18 protein-coding genes are annotated in these 20,910 nt (G+C 68.5%); 12 read left to right on the top strand and 6 right to left on the bottom strand.

What is annotated here, in order from left to right; translation table 11 throughout:
- The first annotated feature begins 76 nt into the window (after positions 1–76).
- On the top strand, positions 77–568 hold the full coding sequence (locus tag B0F77_RS05740) for an RNA polymerase sigma factor (protein ID WP_143466584.1): 492 nt from the start codon (positions 77–79) through the stop codon (positions 566–568).
- Positions 561–1,430, top strand: coding sequence for a hypothetical protein (locus tag B0F77_RS05735; protein ID WP_086661717.1), 870 nt, complete (start codon positions 561–563; stop codon positions 1,428–1,430). The genes B0F77_RS05740 and B0F77_RS05735 overlap by 8 nt, the downstream gene beginning before the upstream one ends.
- Here B0F77_RS05735 and B0F77_RS05730 read toward each other — a convergent pair.
- Positions 1,415–2,740: a serine/threonine-protein kinase gene (locus tag B0F77_RS05730; protein ID WP_245847846.1), complete on the bottom strand. Its 1,326-nt coding sequence runs from the start codon at positions 2,738–2,740 to the stop codon at positions 1,415–1,417. The two genes, B0F77_RS05735 and B0F77_RS05730, sit on opposite strands and share 16 nt — an antisense overlap.
- Before the next feature lie 69 nt (positions 2,741–2,809).
- Between B0F77_RS05730 and B0F77_RS05725 the strand changes: the two genes are divergently transcribed.
- The 3 genes from B0F77_RS05725 to B0F77_RS05710 all read left to right on the top strand — a co-directional run bounded on the left by B0F77_RS05725 (position 2,810) and on the right by B0F77_RS05710 (position 5,918).
- Positions 2,810–3,769 (top strand): magnesium transporter CorA family protein, encoded by a 960-nt coding sequence (locus B0F77_RS05725; protein ID WP_086661716.1) that lies wholly within the window; start codon positions 2,810–2,812, stop codon positions 3,767–3,769.
- A 9-nt stretch (positions 3,770–3,778) separates the two neighbouring features.
- Positions 3,779–4,546 carry an enoyl-CoA hydratase/isomerase family protein gene (locus B0F77_RS05720; RefSeq protein ID WP_086661715.1) on the top strand — a complete coding sequence of 256 codons (768 nt, stop codon included), beginning with the start codon at positions 3,779–3,781 and terminating at the stop codon, positions 4,544–4,546.
- Positions 4,547–4,817: 271 nt separating this feature from the next.
- Positions 4,818–5,918: a right-handed parallel beta-helix repeat-containing protein gene (locus tag B0F77_RS05710; protein ID WP_143466583.1), complete on the top strand. Its 1,101-nt coding sequence runs from the start codon at positions 4,818–4,820 to the stop codon at positions 5,916–5,918.
- A 48-nt stretch (positions 5,919–5,966) separates the two neighbouring features.
- Here the strand turns inward: B0F77_RS05710 and B0F77_RS05705 are convergent, their stop codons facing one another.
- Together B0F77_RS05705 and B0F77_RS05700 are read right to left on the bottom strand one after the other, a co-directional pair.
- The gene (locus B0F77_RS05705; protein ID WP_086661712.1) at positions 5,967–6,812 is read right to left on the bottom strand and encodes a DUF1963 domain-containing protein; all 846 of its coding nucleotides are present in this window, start codon (positions 6,810–6,812) and stop codon (positions 5,967–5,969) included.
- Positions 6,813–6,848: 36 nt separating this feature from the next.
- Entirely contained in the window at positions 6,849–7,304 is a 456-nt protein-coding gene (locus B0F77_RS05700) for an SLATT domain-containing protein (RefSeq protein ID WP_245847845.1), read from the bottom strand.
- A gap of 35 nt (positions 7,305–7,339) precedes the next feature.
- On the opposite strand from B0F77_RS05700, the gene B0F77_RS05695 reads away from it, so the two are divergent.
- Positions 7,340–8,035 (top strand): PIG-L deacetylase family protein, encoded by a 696-nt coding sequence (locus B0F77_RS05695; protein WP_086661711.1) that lies wholly within the window; start codon positions 7,340–7,342, stop codon positions 8,033–8,035.
- A gap of 279 nt (positions 8,036–8,314) precedes the next feature.
- On the opposite strand, the gene B0F77_RS05690 is transcribed toward B0F77_RS05695, so the two are convergent.
- Together B0F77_RS05690 and B0F77_RS05685 are read right to left on the bottom strand one after the other, a co-directional pair.
- The gene (locus B0F77_RS05690; protein ID WP_086661821.1) at positions 8,315–9,610 is read right to left on the bottom strand and encodes a UDP-glucose dehydrogenase family protein; all 1,296 of its coding nucleotides are present in this window, start codon (positions 9,608–9,610) and stop codon (positions 8,315–8,317) included.
- Positions 9,610–10,941 carry a glycosyltransferase family 4 protein gene (locus tag B0F77_RS05685; RefSeq protein WP_086661710.1) on the bottom strand — a complete coding sequence of 444 codons (1,332 nt, stop codon included), beginning with the start codon at positions 10,939–10,941 and terminating at the stop codon, positions 9,610–9,612. The genes B0F77_RS05690 and B0F77_RS05685 overlap by 1 nt, the downstream gene beginning before the upstream one ends.
- A 111-nt stretch (positions 10,942–11,052) precedes the next feature.
- Here B0F77_RS05685 and B0F77_RS05680 point away from each other — a divergent pair, with 111 nt between their 5' ends.
- The 3 genes from B0F77_RS05680 to B0F77_RS05670 all read left to right on the top strand — a co-directional run bounded on the left by B0F77_RS05680 (position 11,053) and on the right by B0F77_RS05670 (position 16,259).
- Entirely contained in the window at positions 11,053–13,059 is a 2,007-nt protein-coding gene (locus tag B0F77_RS05680) for a glycosyltransferase (protein WP_245847844.1), read from the top strand.
- Positions 13,060–14,883 carry an asparagine synthase (glutamine-hydrolyzing) gene (gene asnB / locus B0F77_RS05675; RefSeq protein ID WP_086661708.1) on the top strand — a complete coding sequence of 608 codons (1,824 nt, stop codon included), beginning with the start codon at positions 13,060–13,062 and terminating at the stop codon, positions 14,881–14,883.
- Positions 14,884–15,113: 230 nt separating this feature from the next.
- Positions 15,114–16,259: an MFS transporter gene (locus tag B0F77_RS05670; protein ID WP_245847843.1), complete on the top strand. Its 1,146-nt coding sequence runs from the start codon at positions 15,114–15,116 to the stop codon at positions 16,257–16,259.
- 20 nt (positions 16,260–16,279) lie between these two features.
- Here the strand turns inward: B0F77_RS05670 and B0F77_RS05665 are convergent, their stop codons facing one another.
- The gene (locus B0F77_RS05665) at positions 16,280–17,125 is read right to left on the bottom strand and encodes a glycosyltransferase (protein WP_086661706.1); all 846 of its coding nucleotides are present in this window, start codon (positions 17,123–17,125) and stop codon (positions 16,280–16,282) included.
- Positions 17,126–17,217: 92 nt separating this feature from the next.
- On the opposite strand from B0F77_RS05665, the gene B0F77_RS05660 reads away from it, so the two are divergent.
- Genes B0F77_RS05660 through B0F77_RS05650 form a run of 3 tightly spaced genes read left to right on the top strand, consistent with a single transcriptional unit; the run spans position 17,218 to position 20,896 of the window.
- Positions 17,218–18,261 carry a glycosyltransferase family 2 protein gene (locus B0F77_RS05660; RefSeq protein ID WP_086661705.1) on the top strand — a complete coding sequence of 348 codons (1,044 nt, stop codon included), beginning with the start codon at positions 17,218–17,220 and terminating at the stop codon, positions 18,259–18,261.
- Entirely contained in the window at positions 18,258–19,706 is a 1,449-nt protein-coding gene (locus tag B0F77_RS05655) for a lipopolysaccharide biosynthesis protein (protein WP_245847841.1), read from the top strand. Before B0F77_RS05660 ends, B0F77_RS05655 begins: the two co-directional genes overlap by 4 nt.
- A complete protein-coding gene (locus B0F77_RS05650) occupies positions 19,703–20,896 on the top strand; it encodes a rhamnosyltransferase WsaF family glycosyltransferase (RefSeq protein WP_086661704.1) in 1,194 nt (397 codons plus the stop codon). Before B0F77_RS05655 ends, B0F77_RS05650 begins: the two co-directional genes overlap by 4 nt.
- Positions 20,897–20,910: the final 14 nt, after the last annotated feature.

Genomic DNA, 20,910 nt, shown 5'->3' with positions numbered 1-20,910 from the left:
ATCCAATAAGAAATCCAACACAGTGTGACCCACGTCACTGCAACACCGATGCCGCGAGAAGCCAACTGGGGGCGTGATGTTCGCGGAGCTGTTCGACGAGCACGCCCATCCGCTGCACCGATATCTGGCGCGACGGGTGGGCGTCGACGTGGCTGACGACCTGGTCAGCGAGACGTTCCTGGCCGCCATGCGCGGAAAGGAGAACTACGACCCGGAGCGGGGCAGCGTCGTCGGCTGGCTCTACGGCATCGCGACGAACCTGTTGCGCGGTCATGCCAAACGGGAGACCCGTTTGCTGCGCACCGCCGAACGTTATGGCGTGGACGTCGGTGTCGCGGACTCGTTGGAACACACGGTGGTCGCCCGCATCGACTCCCGCTCGCACCTGCGGCGGATCGCCCGTGAGCTGGCGAAGATGTCCGACGTCGACCGCGACCTGGTGCTGCTCGTGTCGCTGGCCGGTTTGAGCGTGCAGGAGGCTGCCGAGGCGCTCGACATGAACCCCGGCACCGCCCGGTCCCGGCTGCACCGCCTGCGCGCCAAGCTGAAGGAAGTGGAACATGCGTGACGTGCTGGACGACGACCTCGCCGAGCTGTACCCGGTGCGGCCCGCGGACGACGTGCGGATGGCCCGGTTGCGCGAGCAGCTCTTCGCCGGGGAACCCGCGCCGCGGTCACGGCGCTGGATCGGGATCGCGGCGGCGGCCGTCGCGGTCATGGTGATCGCCGGGCTCGTGGTGACGCTGCGGCCGGCCTCGCGGGACGCGCCCGCGACCTTGCCGACCATCCCGGCCACCTCGTTGCTGGAGGCCGCGACGATGCTGGAGACCGCCGAGAAACCGACCGCCAAGTACCAGCACATCACCTACCTGCTCTGGGAGTTCATGAGCGGCGCGGCGTTCGGAGACCCCAACTACGGCTCGGTGGCGGCCGAGTTCAGGTTCGACGTGTGGCTGCCCACCGCACCCGGCCAGACGGTGGTGATCTCCCGCAAGCTCACCGGCCAGCGACGAATGGTCGGCGGCAACCCGCCACCGGCCGACCGGACCATCGATCTGGCCAACATCCCCGACCTGTGGGACTCGTTCTGCGCGGCCACTCCGTGCAAGGAGGACAGCCTCGCGCAGCCGTTGCCGCCGGACCCGGCGAAGAAGCTGAAGGCCGCGTCGGCGGCGCTGCTCTCGCCGTTCACGACGAACGAGGAGAAGGCCGCCCTCTACCGCACGCTCGCTCAGTCCCCCGAGATCCGCTGGAACGACGGAAAGCTGTCGGTCGACGGCAGCCTCACCGAGTTCACCATCGATCCCGCCACGGGCCGCGTGAGCGGCATGCGGGAACTCAACCCGTGGCAAAACCCCTCGTTGCCGGAAGGCATCGTGCCGAGGTCGGTCACCGTCACCTACGAGTGGACCGATCAGCGGCCGTCGTAGGAACGCGGCAGGTACCAGGCCAGGGCGGCGCGCAACTCGGCGACGTCACGCTCGCGCCGCCGTCTGGTCCGTTCGTGGGCGACCGGGAACACCCGCACACCGCCGTGATGCGCACCGAAGAAGCGGCGTGGCGCCGGGTCCTTCAGCCAGACGACGACCCACGGCCGTTTCTTGTGCGGCACGACTCTTACCCGCGCCAGCTCGTACCACCAGTACTGGTGGAACTTGCCGTTGCGCGTGGTCGCGATGCCCTCGCGGCTGATCTCGATGACGATCTTGCGGCGGGCGGCGGCACCGAAGTACCGGGCCGCGCGCACGACCAGCACGCAGAACGCGGCCAGCGCCAGCAGCTGGGTGGCGCCGTTGGCCTTGGCGGCAGGGTCGGCGATCGCGGCGGCCAGCAGGGCGGCGGCGAGGTTCGTCAGTCCCCACAGCACCGGCACGAGCCGCGACGTCGAGAACGTCGCCGCGGCGGGCGTCATCGGGGCGGGCAGCTTGCTGGTCGGCGGCTTCGGCGACACGACCTGGGCGAGCAGCCGCGTCACCTCGGACGGGTCCGGGCGCTTGGCCGGGTCGCGGTGCATGCACTTCTGCACGAGCGGCCGCAACCCCTTGGGCACGCCGTCGATGTCCGGTTCGCCGTGCGCGGCCTTGTACAGCAGCGTCGCGGTCGGGCCCTCGCCGAACGGGCCCCTGCCGGTGGCCGCGTAGACCAGCACGGCGCCGAGCGCGAACACGTCGGACGGCGCGTTCACGTCCTGGCCGGTGATCTGCTCCGGCGAGAGGAAGCCGGGCGTGCCGAAGACCATGCCGGTCTCGGTCAGCGCGGTGTGCTCCATCGCGCGCGAGATGCCGAAGTCGATCACGCGCGGTCCGTCGGCGCCGAGGAGCACGTTGGACGGCTTGAGGTCGCGGTGCACCAGCCCGGCGCGGTGGATCGCCGTCAGCGCCTCCGCGAGGCCCTCGGCGAGCCGGCGCAGGTGGTGCTCTGGCAGCGGGCCGTGCCGTTCGATGGCCTCCTGCAGCGTCGGACCGGGCACGTACTCGGTGGCCATCCACGGGCGGGCCGCGCGCGTGTCCGCGTCCACGACGGCCGCGGTGCCGGCCGAACCGACGGCGCGGGCCATCTGCACCTCGCGGCGGAACCGCTCGCGGAAGCGCGGGTCGTCGGCGAGCTCGGCGCGGGCGACCTTGACGGCGACCTGCCGCCCGTCGCTGCCTTGGCCCAGGTAGACCGTTCCCATGGCACCGCGACCAAGCCTGCCCAGCAGCAGGTAGTCGCCAATGCGTTGTGGTTGGTCCACCTTCACCGTAACGAGGGTAGCGGGAGTTGGCCGTCAATCCTCACATCTGAGTAGATCTACGTATCGTTGTCACCCATGGGTCGGACCCGCTTGTACCGCAACGGCGAACTCGTGGACCGGGACTTCCCCGTCTCCGAGGTCGCGCACCACCTCGAAGATCCGTCGGCGGTGGTGTGGTTCGACCTTTGCGCGCCTTCGCAGGAAGAGATAGGTCTGCTGCGCGACGAGCTGGGCCTGCACGAGCTCGCGATCGAGGACGCCGTTGCCGAACGCCAGCGCCCCAAGGTCGACCGCTATCCCACCCATCTGTTCCTGAGCGTCTACGCCGTCTCATATGGCGACGGGCACGAACTCCGCACGTGCGAGGTAGACGCGTTCGTGACCAAGAACGCGCTCGTGACCGTGCGCGAGAGCGAGGACTACGACCTCGCCGGTGTGCTGCGCCGGTGGGACAGCGCGCCGACGCTCGCGTCCAGCGGCGTCGGGTTCCTGCTGCACGGCCTGCTCGACGACGTGGTGGACGGCCACTACACCGCGGCCGAGCGGCTCGACGACGACATCGAGGCGCTCGAGGACCGGATCTACCAGGAGAAGCCGCACGTCGGCCGCAAGGCGCTGCAGCTGCGGCGGGCCCTGGTGCAGCTGCGGCGGGTGGCGCTGCCGATGCGCGAGGTCCTGGGTTCGCTGGTGCACCGCGAACACGACGTGGTGGACGACGTGATGATGCCGTACTACCTGGACGTCAAGGACCACGCGTTGTTCACCGCCGAGCTCACCGAGTCGATGCGTGAGCTGGTCACGAACCTGCGCGAGGCCGAGGTCGCGGTGCAGGGCAACCGGCTGAACTCGATCATGAAGAAGGTCACCAGCTGGGCTGCGATCATCGCCGTGCCGACGGCGATCTCCGGGTACTACGGGATGAACGTCCCCTACCCCGGTTTCGAGCAGAAGTGGGGCTTCTGGGTGTCCACGGCGGGCATCTTCGGCCTCTCCTACTACCTGTACCTGATGTTCAAGCGCCGCGACTGGCTGTAGAGGAACCCGATGAAGATCCACCTGACCCGGCAGAACGAACTCGCGATCATCACGATCGACGCGCCACCGCTGAACCTCTACGCGCTGGACCTCGACGCCGAGTTCCACGACGCGTTGGACGAACTGGGCGACGCACGGGCGTTGCTGGTCAACGCGTCCGGACGGGTCGTGTCCGGCGGTGTCGACGTGTCGCTGTTCGCGGCCCAGGAGTACCGCGAGGACGCGCAGGCGTTGTTCGACCGCATGCTGCTGCTCCCGCAACGCCTTGCCGCGCTGCCGATCCCGACCGTCTTCGCCGCGCACGCCCTGTGCCTGACCTGGGCGTTCGAGCTGGCCGTGGCGTGCGACCTGATCGTCGCCGCGCAGAGTGCGCGGTTCGGGCTGGTGGAGAAGGTCGTGGGCCTGACGCCGACGATGGGCGGCACGCAGCGGCTGGCGGCCCGCGCGGGCGTGGGACGCGCGAAGGAGTTCGTGATGACGGGCGACCTCTACGACGCGGCGACGCTGGAGCGCTGGAACGTGGTGAACCGCGTGTTCCCGGACGAGGGCTTCGCGCTGGCCGCCGAACAGTTCGCGGCGTCGCTCGCGGTGGGCCCGACGCAGGCGCACTTCGCGACCAAACAGGTGCTCGCGCGTTTCGAGAACGGCGGTGTCCCGGAGGCGGACGCTCACGTCACGACGATCGCATCCGCGTTGTACGAAACAGAGGACCTGCCACGCGCTGTTCACAGCTTCCTCACGGACGGTCCCGGCCGCGCGACATTCACAGGTCGCTGATCTCACACATCAAAAAACCAAATGGCTCGGTGATAAAACCGTGATCTACCTGCTCACACTGACGCGGCATTCCCACCGAGCCGGAAGATGATGTTGCGGGACAACGAGATCCGCTTGACTCCTCCTGTCAGCCCGTGCAGTGTGCTGACCGTTCAACGGCCCCCGGTACGAACTCCGTCGCACGAGTGTGTACACATTTTGCAACGGCCGACGACACAAACAGCGAGTTCACGGTCCCCCGTCGTGAACGCGCGTGGAGGTAGATCCAGCCGTGAAACTGAGATTGGCCGTACTGCTGACCGGTGGTGTCATCGCGTTGGCCGCCTGCTCCCCGACGAAGGCGGCCAACCCGACACCTGTAGCGGAAAGCACCAGCGCCACCTCGACCAGCACGTCCAGCAGTTCCGCCGCCCCGAGCAGCACCTCGGCGGCCCCCAGTTCCACCAAGACCGCCACCAACGGCCCCGTGAAGCCGCCGAACAACCCCGGCACCCCCGCGCCGGCCGGTTCGCCCGGCTGGCAGCTCACGCAGGCCAACACCGGCCTCGCCGCGCAGGGCCTCAACTGCGACTCGCTGCCGCTCTACACCGGCCCCGGCCAGCCCGGCGCCGGCACGGTGATCTCCGGCAAGCGCGTCGAACAGGCGCTGACGCTGTTCGCGGGCAACATCACCATCGAGAAGTCCTGCATCCGCCCCAACAAGCTCGACGAGGCGGCCCCGCTGGTGACGACCAACGGCCCGTGCGGCAGCGACTCCTGCCAGGTCACCGGCTCCCCCGTGACGATCCGCGACTCGAACATCGACGGCTCGAAGCTCTCCGCCTCGACGATCGCGAAGTCGTGCGCCTTCCTCGGCGTCGGCACCCTGCAGCGCAACTACATCACCGGCATGGGTTCCGGCATCTGCTTCTACAACACCGGCAGCTCGCTGAGCGGCCTCGCCGAGGGCAACTACGTCCGTGGCCTGCGCACCGCCGGTGACGCGCACAACGACGGCGCCACGGTCCGCGACTTCCCGCTGGACCGCAACGCCGGCCGCACCCTGACCTTCCGCAACAACCGGATCGACTGCTCCACCGGTCAGGACACCGGCGCCCTGTTCATCCAGACCTACGGCGGCGACATCGACAACGTCACCGTCGAGGGCAACCTGCTGGAGGGCGGCGGCTACCAGCTCGGACTGGAGTCGAGCCACGGCAACCAGTACGGGCGCAACATGAAGTCCATCAACAACCGCTTCACCGGCAGCGGCTGGGGCGCGGCGTACGTGACCGCGAACGGCGTCGGCTACAAGTGGGCCGTCTGGCAGGACAACTTCCTGCTCGACCCGAACGCGCCGGACGCGAAGGGCAAGCCCGCGGGCACCCCGTGACGACGCGGTGATCCCTGAGGGGGCGGTCGAGCCGACCGCCCCCTCAGCTCACGGGTTCCAGAAGATGGTGGTGTACGCGCGGTCGAAGCGCCGCGCGGCCAGATCTTCACGCTGGATGACCCAGTGGACGCTGGAGCTCTCCCAGCCCTCCACGTCCCAGCCCGCCTGCCAGTCGGCGAGCAGCACCCAGTCCGCCGGGTCCTCGGAGACCGGTCCGTCGAACCCCGCTGCTTTCAAGGCCTTCACAGCGTCGGGCACGGCGTTGGCGACGGGGTCGGAGTCGATGGCCTCATGGTCGGCGTAGCCCCCGATCTGCAGCGTCCCTTCAGAGGTGATGGCCGCACGGGTGACCTCCCAGACGTCGACCAGGTCCCCGGATCGAGGATGACCGGGTAGCGAGGTGGCGTTCGGCAGCGGGGTCCACCCGTGGCAGGGCAGCGACACGTCGATCGTCGCCCTCAGCTCGCCCTGCGGGAACTCGTCCATCATCGCCTCGTTCTCCTCCCACTCGCCGGAGTCCCAGGCGAGCCTGTCCCGTTCGGCCACCTCCGTGCCGACGGGTACGTAGACCACACCGCCCAGGGTCTCGTAGTCGGTCTCCGGGAAGGCGAAGAGCAGCAGCTCGCCGTCCGGAGGTAACGGCAGGTCCGTGGCGCCGGCGGGCAGGGCCGCGAAGTCGATCGAGGCGACGAAGGGGTTCTCCGGGTCCGGAGCGCCGACCGGCAGCAGGAGCGGACCGCCGAACCGGCCCACGACCGGCCCGTCGCCCTTGCGCGCCAGCGTCGCGCAGGGGCGGGCGGTCTCGATCCACCGCTCCACGTCCTCGGCCGGGATGCCCCGCGCGAGCGCCTCGTCGCGAAAGGGACCCAGCCGATCCCACATCTCAGGAGTCATGACCAAAACCGTAGCGACGGGGTCTGACAATCCGTGTCAGGCGCTGTCGCGGTACTTGAGCCAGCGCGAGCTGAGCGAGTCCCAGATGCCCTGGTACTGCTCGAACATCTCCCGCACCCGCTCCGGGTCGATCTCCTCGGCCGGGCGCGAGGCGATGTAGTAGGAGAGGTCGTCCTGCAGCCGGTGGAACCGGTGGCTGGCGTCCTCCATCAACACCCACAACGACCGCCACGCGAAGAACGGCTCCAAAGCGGACACCACGGTCACCACCGCGACGAGTGAGAACGCCGTGCCCGTCCACGGGTCCAGGTTCTGCAGGCCGAGGATGATCGTGGACGCGGCCGAAAGGACCAGCGTGGTCAGCCGGACCGTCACGGATTTCCAGCGGAACCGGTGCTTGCGGGATCTGGCGTAGACGTGGCCACGCTCGATCTGGTCACGGAGATGATGGGCGAGTTCCAGCGGCTTCAGGCCGGACGGCAAGTCGGTCACCGGCACGACAATAGATTCGAGGTACGTTGCCCCGCGTGCAGTTCGCCGGACCGAGAACATTGCTGGCCGTCCACGCCCATCCCGGCGACGAGTCGACGTCGACCGGGGGCATGCTCGCCTGCTACGCCAGAGCGGGCGCCAGAACCGTCGTGGTGACGTGCACCAACGGCGAGTTCGACGACGCTCCCGGCGGGGCCATGCCCGGCGAGGTGGGCCATCACCCCCAGGCCGTGGCCGCGCACCGCAGAGCCGAGTTGCAGGCGGCGTGCGACGCGCTGGGCATCACCGACCTGGAACTGCTGGGGTACCACGACTCCGGCCACACGGGCGAGGTGCCGGCGGGCGGGTTCTGCACGATCCCGGTGGAGACCGCGGCCGGCCGGCTCGCCGCGCTGATCGAGCACTACCAGCCGCAGGTCGTGGTCACGCACTACAGCTCGCACCGCGACCACATGCACGTGATCAGGATCGCCAAGATGGCCGTCCACCGGACCGGCATCCCGGCCAAGCTCTACCTCACCGCCAGGGACGGCTCCACGACGATCGACATCAGCGAGGTCGCCGACCTGAAGCGCAAGGCGTTGCAGTGCCACGCGTCGCAGCAGGTGCACGGGGCGTTCGCCTTGCAGGAGCACTACTTCCGCGCGCTCGACACGACTGACGCGCCGCTGCCGGAGACCGATCTCTTCGCGGGCATCACCACCGCCGGGCCGGATCTGCCGCGCTGGTGAGCCTTGGGGCGTTCGCCGTTCCCGATGAACGCCCCCGCACGGCTCTCAGAGCGGCAGCGCGGACAGCAGACCGTGCGCGAGCTCGCTCGCCTGAGCGAGCAGGCCGCTGGCCTGGTGCACGAGACCGCTGACCATGTCCATGAGTCCAGCCACGGTGGGAACCTCCCGGCAAGACCCGGCGGGCTCGTCCCACCGGGTGTTGCCGGGAATCAAAGCGCTAGCACAACAACCTCGCGCGCCCAGTCACACCATCGAGCTAAATGGACTGTCTCAAATGGACTACCTGCGACCCAGGGACGTGCAGGTGAAGCCCGCCCGGCGAATGACGTCCGGGTCCAAAATGTTCCTGGTGTCGACGACAACCGGCTGCCGCACGGTGTCGGCGAGGCGCGCCCAGTCCAGTGAGCGGAAGTCCGGCCACTCGGTCAGCACGATCAGCGCGTCGACGTCCTTGGCCATCTGGTACGGATCGTCCACAACGGACACCGAACCGAGGTCCATGCCGCCGGACAGCGCCGGGTCGTACCCGACGAGCTCCGCGCCGGCCTGCTTGAGCATCGCCGCCACCGCGAGCGACGGCGAGTCGCGCAGGTCGTCCGTGCCGGCCTTGAACGTGAGGCCCAGCAGTCCCAGTCGCACGTGGGACAGCGAACCCCCGCGCTTGCCGGTGACCGCGAGCCGGACCTTCTCGACCATCCGCTGGCGCTGGCGCTCGTTGGTGTCGATGGTGGCGCGCAGCAGGCGGAACTCGAAGTCGGCCGCGTCGGCCACCTGGAGCATCGCGTGCGTGTCCTTGGGCAGGCAGGAGCCACCCCAGCCGGGGCCGGGGTTGAGGAACGCCTGGCCGATGCGCTTGTCGTAGCCCATGCCCTCGGTGACGTCGGTGATGTTCGCGCCGAGCCGCTCGCACAGCTCCGCCACCGCGTTGACGTACGAGAGCTTCATCGCGAGGAAGCAGTTCGCCGCGTACTTGACCATCTCGGCCGAGGCCGCGTCGGTCAGCACCGTCGGCGCGCCGAGCCGCGCGTACAGGGCGGCCACCCGCTCGGCCGCGTCCTGCTGGTCGCAGCCGACGACGATCCGGTCCGGGTTGAGGAAGTCGTGCACGGCCGAGCCCTCACGGAGGAACTCGGGGTTCGACACCACGGCCACGTCGTCACGCCGCAGCAACTCCGCGGTCCTGACCGCGGTGCCGACCGGCACGGTGGACTTGTTCACGATCACGCAGCCGGACGGCAGCAGGTCGCGCGTCTCGTCCACAACGGACTCGACGGCCTGCAGGTCCGCGATGCCGCCGACACCCATCGGCGTCGGCACGCAGAGGAAGACGACCTCGGCGTCGGCCACCGCGGCGGACGCGCCCAGCACGAACGACAGGCGGCCGGACGCGATGCCTTCCGCCACCAGTTCGGCGAGGCGCGGTTCGAGGATGTCGACCTCGCCGCGCGAGAGCCGTTCGATCTTGCCGGCGTCGACGTCCGCGCACACCACGCTGTGGCCCAGCGACGCGAGACAGGCGCCGGTGGTCAGGCCGACGTAGCCGGTGCCGACGACGGCGATCCTTCTGACGAACATCATTCTCCCGTTCGGTTCACGGCGAACGCGCGGAGCACGGCGTCGTCGCTCACGTCGATCATCTTGTTGCCCCACTGGTCCGAGCCCGCGGTCAGCTCGGGCCTGCCGTCGGGGAACGGGCCGCGCGAGACGAAGCCGGTCAGCCCGTCGAACACCGCCACGTAGTTCTCGGCCTGCGGGCGCCAGTCCAGTTCCGCCTCGCAGCGGCGCCGGCCCTCGAAGCCGAGGCGGCCACGGCGTTCGGCGTCGTCGAGCAGGTCGAGCAGCGACGTGGTGAACGCCTCGACGTCACCCGGCTCGACGAAGACGGCGCAGTCGCCGGCGGACACCACGGTCTCCTGCAACCGGTACGTGACGACCGGCAGCGCGTAGGCCATGTACTCCATGGTCTTGTTCATAGTGGACACGTCGTTCAAAGGCGACAACGGATCCGGGCCGAGTCCTACGGCGGCCGTGGAGAGGTAACGGGTGATCTGTTCGGGCCCGACACGTCCGGTGAACTCGACGTAAGGATCCAGTCCCCACGCCGTGGCCTGCTTCTTCAGGTCTTCGAGGCAGTCGCCGAAGCCCAGCAGCGCGAACCGGACGTCGGTGCGGCCGCGGTCGAAAACGACCCTCTTCGCGACTTCCAGCACACCGTCGACGCCGTCCTGCGGCCCCATGATTCCCAGATAGGCCACCAGATGTTTGCCGCCGCGTCGGAGCTCGTCCACGCCCTCGACAGGCCGCATCACGGTGGTGTCCGGACCGGAGCGCACGACGGTGGTGTGCTCGGGCGGCACGGACCCGCGCGTCCACGCGATCTTCTGGTACGAGGTGTTGGTCGACGTCACCCGGTTGGCCGTGCGGAACGTGCGGCGCTCCAGCCACTTCAGGATCCGGTACTGCAGCTTGCCCGCGACGCCGGTGGGCTCGCCGAAGCGCGACAGGAACACCTCGGGGTTGAGGTCGTGGTGGTCGAAGACGAACTTCACGCCGCCCAGCCGCCACAGCAGCGCGAGCGCCCAGTAGGTGTCCGGCGGGTTGCACGCCTGCATGACGTCGAACCTGCGCCGTGCGCGCACCTTCACGCTCAGCAACGCCGTGCGCACCCAGCAGTACAGGAACTCCCAGGCGTAGCCCAGCGCGCCTTCGGCCTGGGGCGGCGGAGCGTACTTGTAGAGGTGCACTCCGTCGAGGAGTTGGTAAGCGGGATCACCCGGACCCTTGGGGCAGATCACCGAAACCTCGTAGCCGGCGTTGGTGAGAGCGCGGCACTCCAGCCACACCCGGCGGTCCAGCGGCACTGGGAGGTTCTGCACGATGATCAACACGTGCGGCGATGACGTCACGCTCTGGTTCTCGTTCCGGAGGGCAAAACGGTTACAGCTTGCGCGAATCTCGTAACGGAGGTTCCAAATCACTCGATGTAGCGGACACAAGCCCAAATGCGAGGAGCGGTTGTGGAACGGTCACCTGTCGCGGTGGTCATCGTCACGTACCAGAGCGAACAGGTCATCGAGGGGTGCCTGAACTCGCTGCCAGACGACGTAAAGGTGATCGTCGTCGACAACGCTTCCGCCGACAACACCGTGAGTGTGGTCGCCGCCACACGACCGAACGCGCAAATCGTGCGCAATCCGGTGAACGCCGGATTCGCCGCGGGTGTGAATCTCGGCATCAAGGCAGCAGAAGGCCATGACGTGCTCGTGCTCAACGCCGACACGCGTCTGCACCCCGCCACGATCGAAACGTTGCAGGCGGCCGACAAGCCCATCACCGTGCCGAAGATCCTCGGTGAGGACGGGATGGTGCACTTCTCGTTGCGCAACGAGCCCACGCTGCGCACCTCGCTCGCCGAGGCACTCCTCAACGGCCAGCGCGCCGGCCGGATGGGTCTCGGCGCGACGGTCGTCGGGACCAAGCACTACGAGGGCTCCCGTTCCGCGGACTGGGCCACCGGCTGCGCGTGGCTCATCAAGCGCGAAGTCATCGAGCAGCACGGCCTTTTGGACGAGCGCTATTTCCTCTATTCGGAGGAAGTGGAGTACATGCTGCGCGTCGGCGGCGTCTGGTTCGAGCCGCGCGCGACCGCCACGCACATCGGTGGCGAGTCCAACACGAACCCCCGGCTGTGGTCGTTGCTGGCCACGAACCGGGTCCGCCTGCACCGCGAGCGGTACGGCCGGTTCGCCGCGGTGCTCATGTGGCTCGTGGTGCTGCTGAACGAGGGCCTGCGCCTGCACAAGCCCAAGAACAGGGCCGCGTTCAAGGGGCTGCTCACGATGCGGCAGTGGCCGGAGGAAGTGGCCTCCGCAGGGCCTGCCTACCTGTGCTTCTCCGCGCAGGACTGGTGGTACCACAACCGGGCGCACTCGGACTTCCAGCTGCTGCGCCGGGTCGCGAAGCACCGCAAGGTGCTGCTGGTCAACAGCATCGGCCTGCGGATGCCCTCACCCGGCAAGAGCACGCAGTTCCTGCGCCGCATCCTCCGCAAGGCGATGAGCGTCGCGAAGCTGGTGCGCCGGCCGATTCCCGAGACGCCGAACTTCTACGTGATGACGCCCGCTCCCCTGCCGTTCTACGGCAAGCCGTGGCTGCGCAAGCTGAACTCGGTGCTGGTGCGCACCCAGGTTCGTCTCGTGTGCTTCTTCCTGCGGATGGGCACACCCGTAGTCGTCGCCACGATTCCCACCGCGTGGGACGTCGTGAAGCCGATGAAGCACAAGGGCCTGATCTTCAACCGCTCGGACCGGCACTCGGCGTTCCCCGAGGCAGACCAGGGCACCATCGCCGCGCTGGAGAACCAGCTGCTGTCCAATTCGGACACCGTGCTCTACGTCTCCCGCGCCCTTCAGGACGAGGAGTCCGCGCTGACCGGTGAGCGCGCGCACTTCCTGGACCACGGCGTGGACGTCGACCACTTCACCCGCCGCGACGTGCTGCCGGCCGACATCGCGTCGATCCCGGGGCCGCGCATCGGGTTCTTCGGCAGCCTCGACGACTACCTGGTGGACTTCGACCTGATCGAGAAGGTCGCGCAGGAGTTCCCGGAGGCGTCCGTCGTGCTGATCGGTGACGCCACCTGCTCGATGGAGCGCTACGCCAAGTACCCCAACGTGCACTGGCTGGACTTCCGCGCGTACGAGCAGATTCCGGGCTACGGCTCCGGTTTCGACGTGGCGCTGATGCCGTGGCTCGACAACGACTGGATCAAGCACGCGAACCCGATCAAGATGAAGGAGTACCTGGCGCTCGGCCTGGCCGTGGTGTCCACGGACTTCCCCGAGGTGGAGCGGTACTCCGACGTCATCCGGATCGCGTCCGGCGAAGCCGACTTCGTCGATCAGATCAGGCTCACGTTGAAGGACGGCGGCCTGAAGACCCCGGCTGAACGGCGCGCGGCCGTGCTGACCGCGTCGTGGGACTCCCGTGCCCGTGAACTGATGCAGCTGGCGGAGGAACGCTGAATGTGTGGCATCGCAGGCGTCAGACGGTTCGACGGCGCGCCCGTCTCCCGTGAGCTGCTCGCCGAGATGGCGAAGCGGCTGCACCACCGCGGCCCGGACGACAGCGGTTTCTGGTCGGATGGCTCGATCGGCTTCGCCCACACCCGGCTGTCGATCATCGACCTGGCCGGCTCGCCGCAGCCGATGGCGGGCGCGTCGGGCACGACGACGATCGCGTTCAACGGCGAGATCCTGAACTACAAGCAGCTGCGGACCGCGCTCGCGTACCCGTTCAAGACCAGCGGTGACACCGAGGTGCTGCTGGCGCTGTACGAACAGCACGGTGCCGCGGGTGTTGCCAAGCTGCGCGGCCAGTTCGCGTACGCGATCCACGACGCGCGCACCGGCGAGACGCACCTGTTCCGCGACCGGCTCGGCATCCTGCCGCTCTACTACTACGCGGACTCCTCGATGTTCGCGTTCGCGTCCGAGATCAAGGCGCTGCTGCCCGCGATCGGGTCGGCCGAGGTCGACCAGGAGTCGCTGCACGACTACCTGGCGCACCGGTCCGTCCCCGCGCCCTACACGCTGCTGCGGGGCGTGCGGAAGGTGCCGCAGGGCCACCACCTGGTCGTTTCGGCGTCCGGCGAGGTGCGGACCGAGCCCTACTGGGAGCTGCCGCGTCAGTCTGAGATCCGGCAGGTCACGCCGGAGGAGGCCGTCCGGCTGGTCGACGAGGCGCTGACCGCCTCCGTGCGGGACGCGCTGGTCGCGGACGTGCCGGTCGGCGCGTACCTGTCCGGCGGCGTGGACTCGTCGCTGATCACCGCTCTGGTGGCGCGCGAACGCGACGGCGCTCCGCTGCACACGTTCTCCGCCGGCTTCGGCGACCCGCGCGTCGACGAACTGCACTGGGCCGAGAAGGTCGCCGGGATCGTCGGCAGCACGCACCACAGCGTGATCGTGACGGCCGACGACTTCCGCGACAGCTGGGCGAAGCTGTCCTGGCACCGCGACGCGCCGCTGTCCGAACCCGCTGACGTGGCCGTGTTCCGCCTCGCCGAGCTCGCGCGCCGCGACGTGAAGGTCGTGCTGTCCGGTGAGGGCAGCGACGAGCTGTTCGGCGGCTACCCGAAGTACCGCTTCGCCACCGCCACCCGGCTGGCCGGCGCGCTGCCGTCGTTCGCGCTGCGGCGGCTGGAGAAAGCGCTGCCCGCCTCGAAGGCCCGGCTGGGCATCGCGCTGCGGGCGATCGCCGAACCGTCGTACGCCGAACGCATGCGCGGCTGGTTCGCGCCGTTCACGGTGTCCGAAAGGGCGGCGTTGCTGGGAGGGCCGGCGACCCGGTCCGTGCTGGCGCCGTACGTCGACGGGCGCGGCGACGCGTTGCGCCGCATGCTCTACGCCGACTCCCACACCTGGCTCGCCGACAACCTGCTGGAACGCGGCGACCGCATGTCGATGGCCGCGTCACTGGAGCTGCGCCCGCCGTTCCTCGACCACCGGGTGGCCGAGCTCGCGTTCTCGTTGCCCAGCAACGTGAAGGTGCGCGGCGGCACGACCAAGTGGGTCGTGAAGGAGGTCGCGCGCCAGCACCTGCCGGCCGACATCGTGGACCGCCCGAAGTCGGGCTTCAAGGTGCCGCTGGACGCGTGGTTCCGCGACGGGTTGCGGGACATGGCGTACGACCTGCTGACCGGGCCCACGTCGTTCGTGGGCAAGACCTTCGACCGGGCCGCGGTGCGATCGCTGCTCGACGACCACGACTCGGGTGACCGCAACGAGCAGCCGCGCATCTGGACGCTGCTGTCGCTCGAGGTGTGGCACCAAACTCTGGCGTGGTGACCCCATGCTGTTCGGGCGTCTGCAAGTACCACCAACCCAACATCAACAGGCACTTTCCTACTACCAACCTGTTCGGCGATCATCGAACAGGTTGGTAGTAGGTAGCGGCGGTTTGATCATGAGTTGGTGGTACTTGCAGATGCCGTCAGCCGAAGTGAGCGGGTAGAGCCATGTATGTTGCGTCGTCGCGGCCGGCCAAGGCTGACTTTCGCAAGAGGTTGCCTGGGACCGTGTTCGCGTTGGGCACGGTCAGTTTGCTGACGGACATCTCGGCGGAGATGATCACGGCGTTCCTGCCTGTGTACCTGCTGTTCACGTTGCAACTCGGGTACGCGCAGTTCGGGCTGTTGGACGGGATTTACACCGGTGCCACGGCGTTGCTGCGGCTGGTCGGCGGAGGCATCTCGGACAAGTTCCGCCGGCCCAAGGCCGTTGCGGCGGCCGGGTACGGACTGTCGGCCGCCACCAAGGTGTTCTTCCCGCTGGTGGGCGCGTCGCCGTTCGGCATCGGCGCGCTGATGGCCGCGGACCGGGCGGGCAAGGGCATCCGGACGGCGCCGCGCGACGCGATGATCTCGCTGGCCACGCCGGAGGACCGGCTCGGGGCGGCGTTCGGCGTGCACCGGAGCATGGACACGTTCGGCGCGCTGCTGGGGCCGTTGGTGACGTTCCTGCTGCTCGCGCAGATCGGGATGGTGCCGGGGCCGATCTTCGCGGTGTCCGCGGCGTTCGCGGTCATCGGGTTGATCGTGCTGATCTCGTTCGTCCGGGAGACGCCCGCGAAACAGCAGCCGAAGGGACCGCGGCCGTCGTTCAAGGCGGGCCTCAACCTGCTCACCGACAAGCACTTCCGCCGCACCACCGTCTGCGCGGGGCTGCTCGGGCTCGCGACGGTGTCGGACGCGTTCGTGTACGTGCTGGTGCAGAAAGCCACGAACATCTCGCTCGGCTGGCTGCCCCTGCTCCCGCTCGGCACGGCGGTCGTCTTCCTCACGGCCGCCGCGCCGCTCGGGAGGCTCGCGGACCGGATGGGCCGCTGGCGGATGTTCCTGCTCGGCCACGGCCTGCTGCTCGGCGTGTACGCGCTGCTGTTCATCCCCGAGGGCGGAAAGGGCGTCGCGATCGCGGCACTGCTGCTGCACGGACTGTTCTACGCGGCCACCGACGGCGTGCTGTCGGCCAAGGTGAGCGAGTCGGCGCCGGAGTCGCTGCGAGCGTCCGGGCTCAGTGTCGTGCAGACCGGCCAAGCGCTGGGGCGTCTCGTTTCGTCCGTCGCTTTTGGACTGCTGCTGCAGTTCTCCAGCTTCACCACGAGCGTCACGGTGGCGCTGGTCGCACTCACCGTGACGCTCGTCATCGCTGCGTTTAATCAATAACAAGAGCCAGCGCTGCGGGATCAACCGCGAGCAGCCAGCTTCTGCTTGATCTTCTCGAACCCGCCCTTGCCGAGCACCTTCATGGCCGCGTTCTTGGCGGCCACCCGGCCCGAGTCACGCATGAACCGGACCGGCTGGGAGACCAGCAGGTCCTGCGCCACGGCCAACGAGCCCGGCGCGGCCACGTCGTCGAGCGAGTCCCCGAACGACGCCCTGTACGGCTCGGGCGAGACCAGCCGGCCGCGTGTGCGGTTCGACACATTGCCGCCGTGCACGACCTGCAGCCAGCCCGGCGCGCCGCCCAGTTCGACGACCGGGAAGTGCAGGTGCATGTGGTTGTGCCAGTGCGCCCAGCAGGTCACCGGCTCGTCCCAGGTCTCGCGGACCGAGACGAACGCGTTGTGCCGGTCGACCCGGTGGTACAGGCCGCCCGGCGACTTGATCAGGCCGTTGACCAGGTAATACGCCGCCGTCGTGGTGGGGCGGGGAGCGGCGCAGAGGCGTTCCACGAAGTCGACCGCGAGGCCGTCGTCGTTGTCCAGGTTGGTGGTGATGAGCTCGTCACCGACCTGGCGGTAAAGCGACCGGATGTCCGATCTCAGCTCTTCCCGCGACACTTCCGCGCGGTAAACGGGCGTGTACGCGTCGCCATGTTGCGCGATTTTGTCCTTGAGCCATTTCGGTGATTCGGGGTCGAAATAGATGAGCCAACGCGTCCGTTTGTCCGACTGCGACAGCACCGATGGCAGGCAGTAGCGCTCAAACAGCGCAACGCGCTCGGTCAGCCATCCTTCCTTTGCCCGGACGTAACTTTCGGCGCCCTTAGAAGGCAGGTTGAAGCGCGTCAGGATGACGTGGTCGGCCATGACTCCCCTTACTCCGGTCATCGCCTACATCGCCCGATGGGCCCAAAACGTTGCGGGGCTAACGAATGCCCGTGGATACCGATAGCTAGGTTGTGCCAACGCTTCCCACAGTGGACGTCGTGATCCCCTGTTACAACTACGCCCACTTCCTGCCGGCCTGTGTCCGCAGCGTCCTCGACCAACCAGGCGTGGACGTCCGAGTGCTTGTGATCGACGACACGTCGTCGGACAACACTCCTGAGGTGATGGCCGAGCTGATGGCCGCCGACAGGCGCGTCGAGGGCTACCGGCACGAGGTCAACAAGGGGCACATCGCCACCTACAACGAGGGCCTGCTCGACTGGGCGAGCGCCGACTACACGGTGCTGCTCTCCGCCGACGACCTGCTGGCGCCCGGCGCCCTGCAGCGCGCGGCCGCGATCTTCGAGCAGAACCCGGACGTGGGCATGGTGTACGGCCGCGTTGTGTACTACAGCGACCACGAGATGTTGCCGAAGGTCGCCCAGCTGCCGGTGACGTCCAAGGTCTGGCGCGGCGAGGAGTGGATCGAGAACCGCTTCCGCAGCAGCCGCAACGTGATCTCCTCGCCCGAGGTCGTGGTGCGCACCAAGATCCAGCAGAAGGTCGGTGGCTACCGCGCCGACCTGCCGCACGCGGGCGACCTGGAGATGTGGCTGCGCATCGCGGCCGTGTCGGACATCGGCTACGTCAGCGGCAAGCCCGGCGCGTACTACCGGGTGCACGAGAACTCCATGATGCGCACCACCTTCAAGTCGGTGTTCGCCGACCTGGAACAGCGCCGCGACGTGTTCGACCTGGTGCTGGAACAGAACCCCGGCCTGCCCGCGCGGTTGAAGCCGCTGGCGCGCAAGGCGATCGCGGCGGACGCGCTGTGGCGCGCGGTCCGGCTGCACGACCGGGACCAGCTCGACGGCACCGAGAACGAGCTCGTCGACTTCGCCCGCGAGACCTACCCGGAGCTGGAAACGCTGCCGGAGTACAAGGCGCTGCTGCGCCGCCAGAAGTTCAGCCCGTCGTTCCTCAGCCGCACCCAGTTGTTCCTCGCCCCGCACGCCTGGAAGAGGGCGAAGCTGTGGGTGGGGACGCAGCGCTGGAAGTGGCGGGGCGAGTGGTGACGACCACGGATCAGGAGACAGGCAAGCTCGAAGGCAAGGTGTCTTCGGCGATTCGCTGGAGCGCCATCAACTCGCTGTTGCAACGCCTCGCGGCGGTCGGCATCAGCGTCCTGCTGGCCAGGCTGATCGCGCCCGAGCAGTTCGGTGTGTTCGCGGTCGCCCTGGTCGTGCTCAACATCGTGCTGAGCGTGTCCGAACTCGGCGTCAGCGCGGCCCTGGTGCGCGCCAAGGACTCCGTCGACGAGATGGCGCCGACCGTCACGACGCTGTCGCTCGCGTCGGGCACGCTGCTGGCGTTGATCTGCGTGGTCGGCGCGCCGTGGTTCTCAGGCGCGATGGACGCCCCCGAGGCGACCGGTGTCATCCAGCTCATGTCGGTCGCCCTGGTCATCGCCGGCGCGACCGCGGTGCCGGGCGCGATGATGCAGCGGAACTTCCGGCAGGACCACAAGTTCTACGCCGACACCGCCGCCTTCATCTGCGGAACGGCGGTCGCCGTCGTGCTGGCGTTGATGGGCTTCGGCGCGTGGAGCCTCGCGTGGCAGCGGATCGCGCAGAACCTCTCCGCCGCGGTCATCATGTTCTGGCTCACCAAGGACCGCTTCCGCCCCGGCTGGAATGCGGTCCAGGCGAAGGAACTGCTGGCGTTCGGCCTGCCGCTGGCGGGGTCGAGCCTGCTGATCTTCGGCGTGATGAACGTCGACTACATCGTCGTCGGCGCGATGCTCGGCACCGTGCCGCTCGGCTTCTACCTGCTGGCCTTCAACCTCGCGAGCTGGCCGGTGGCGGCGTTCTCCGCGCCGGTCAGAAGTGTGTCGCTGGCCGCCTTCTCGAAGGTGCGCGAGGACCCCGAGCTGTTCCAGAAATCGTTCGGACGCGCGCTGGGACTGCTGGCGCTCGTCACCGTGCCCGCGTGCGTGTTGCTGGCCGCGCTGGCCGAACCGCTCATCCGCGTCGTCTACGGCGAGCGCTGGGCACCCGCGGCGACCGCGCTGGCGTTGCTGGTGCTGCTCGGCGCGGTCCGGGTCGCCCTCGAACTCGGGTACGACTTCCTGGCGTCGGCCGGGCGGTCGCGGGCCATCCTGTGGATCCACCTGGTGTGGCTCGCCGCGCTGGTGCCGTTGCTGGCACTCGGCGCGCACCTCGACGGCATCCGCGGGGTGGCGGCGGCGCACGTGATCGTCGCCGTCCTGGTCATCACGCCCGCGTACCTGGTCGCGTTCAAGCCCTACGGCGTGCGGGCCGGAGCACTCGGGACACGCCTGCTCCGGCCGTTCCTCGGCGGCGTGCTGATGGTGGCCGTGGTGCTCGGGGTCCGGAACGTGATCGACAGCGAACTGCTGCAGATCCTCGTCGGCGGCGCACTGTCGTGCCTCGCCTACCTGCTCGTGGTGTTCCCGATGAGACACGAAATCCTTGGCGTGCTGCGCAGGAAGGCGTCATGAGGCGGATCAGACAGGTCACGAAGATCGTCCGTGAGCAGGGCGCCAAGAAGCTCGGCGTCCGGCTGCTCACCGCCGCGACCCGCCGGCTCGGCGCCGAGGGCGAAGAGCTGCCGGTGCGCCTCGAAGACGTCCGCAGGGCCGACGTCGAGGCGCGCAAGCCGGTCGTGATCCCGCCGATCCCGCAGGACGGCAAGCTCACGATCAACTGGGTGAGCACTCCCCCGTCCAAGGGATCCGGCGGCCACACCACGATGTTCCGGCTCGTCCGGCATCTGGAATCGCTCGGCCACGAGTGCAAGCTCTACCTGTACGACACCTTCGGCAACACGGTCGCCGACCTCGAACCCGGCATCCGGGCGGCGTTCCCGTTCTTCCAGGGCTCGATCCACGACGTGACGGACGGGATGGCGGACGCGCACGCGGTGTTCGCGACGGCGTGGATCACCGCGTACCCGGCGTTCAACGACCCGTGCGCGGGCAAGAGGTTCTACCTCGTGCAGGACTACGAGCCGTGGTTCTACCCGTCGGGCGGCCTGTACGCGTTGGCGGAGAACACCTACCGGATGGGCATGCACGGCTTCACCGCCGGCCGGTTCCTCGCCGACAAGGTCCGCGACGACCACGGCATGCCCGCCGACCACTTCGACTTCGGCTGCGACGCGGACAGGTACAAGCTGGGCGACGAGAAGCGTGACGGCATCGTCTTCTACGCCCGGCGCAAGGCACCGCGGCGCGCGTTCGAGCTCGGCCTGCTCGCGCTGGAGGTGTTCGCGGAGAAGCACCCCGACCTGAAGATCCACGTCTACGGCGAGAAGATCGGGCAGCTGGGGCCGCAGTTCGTCGACCACGGCCTCGTCACGCCCGACGAGCTGAACGCCATCTACAACCGTTGCTTCGCCGGGCTGTCGCTGTCGATGACCAACGTGTCGCTGGTGCCGCACGAGATGCTCGCGGCCGGATGCGTCCCCGTGGTGAACGACGCGCACTTCAACCGCGTAGTCCTGGACAACGACCACGTCCGATACGCGACGCCCACCCCGCACTCACTGGCGCGCGCATTGTCCGAAGTGGTCACATCGCCGGACTTCGACGCGGTCGCCAGAGCGGCCGCGTCCAGTGTGGAGGGACGTTCCTGGGATGCCGCCGGACACGAGCTGGAGAAGGTGCTCCGCCGCGAGCTCGCCACATGACTCGACAGAACGTT

Origin of the sequence: Lentzea kentuckyensis (assembly GCF_002150765.1) — a bacterium.
Lineage (GTDB): Bacteria > Actinomycetota > Actinomycetes > Mycobacteriales > Pseudonocardiaceae > Lentzea > Lentzea kentuckyensis.
Note: the sequence above shows the minus strand (reverse complement) of the source record. Positions and strands in the feature narration are given on the sequence as shown.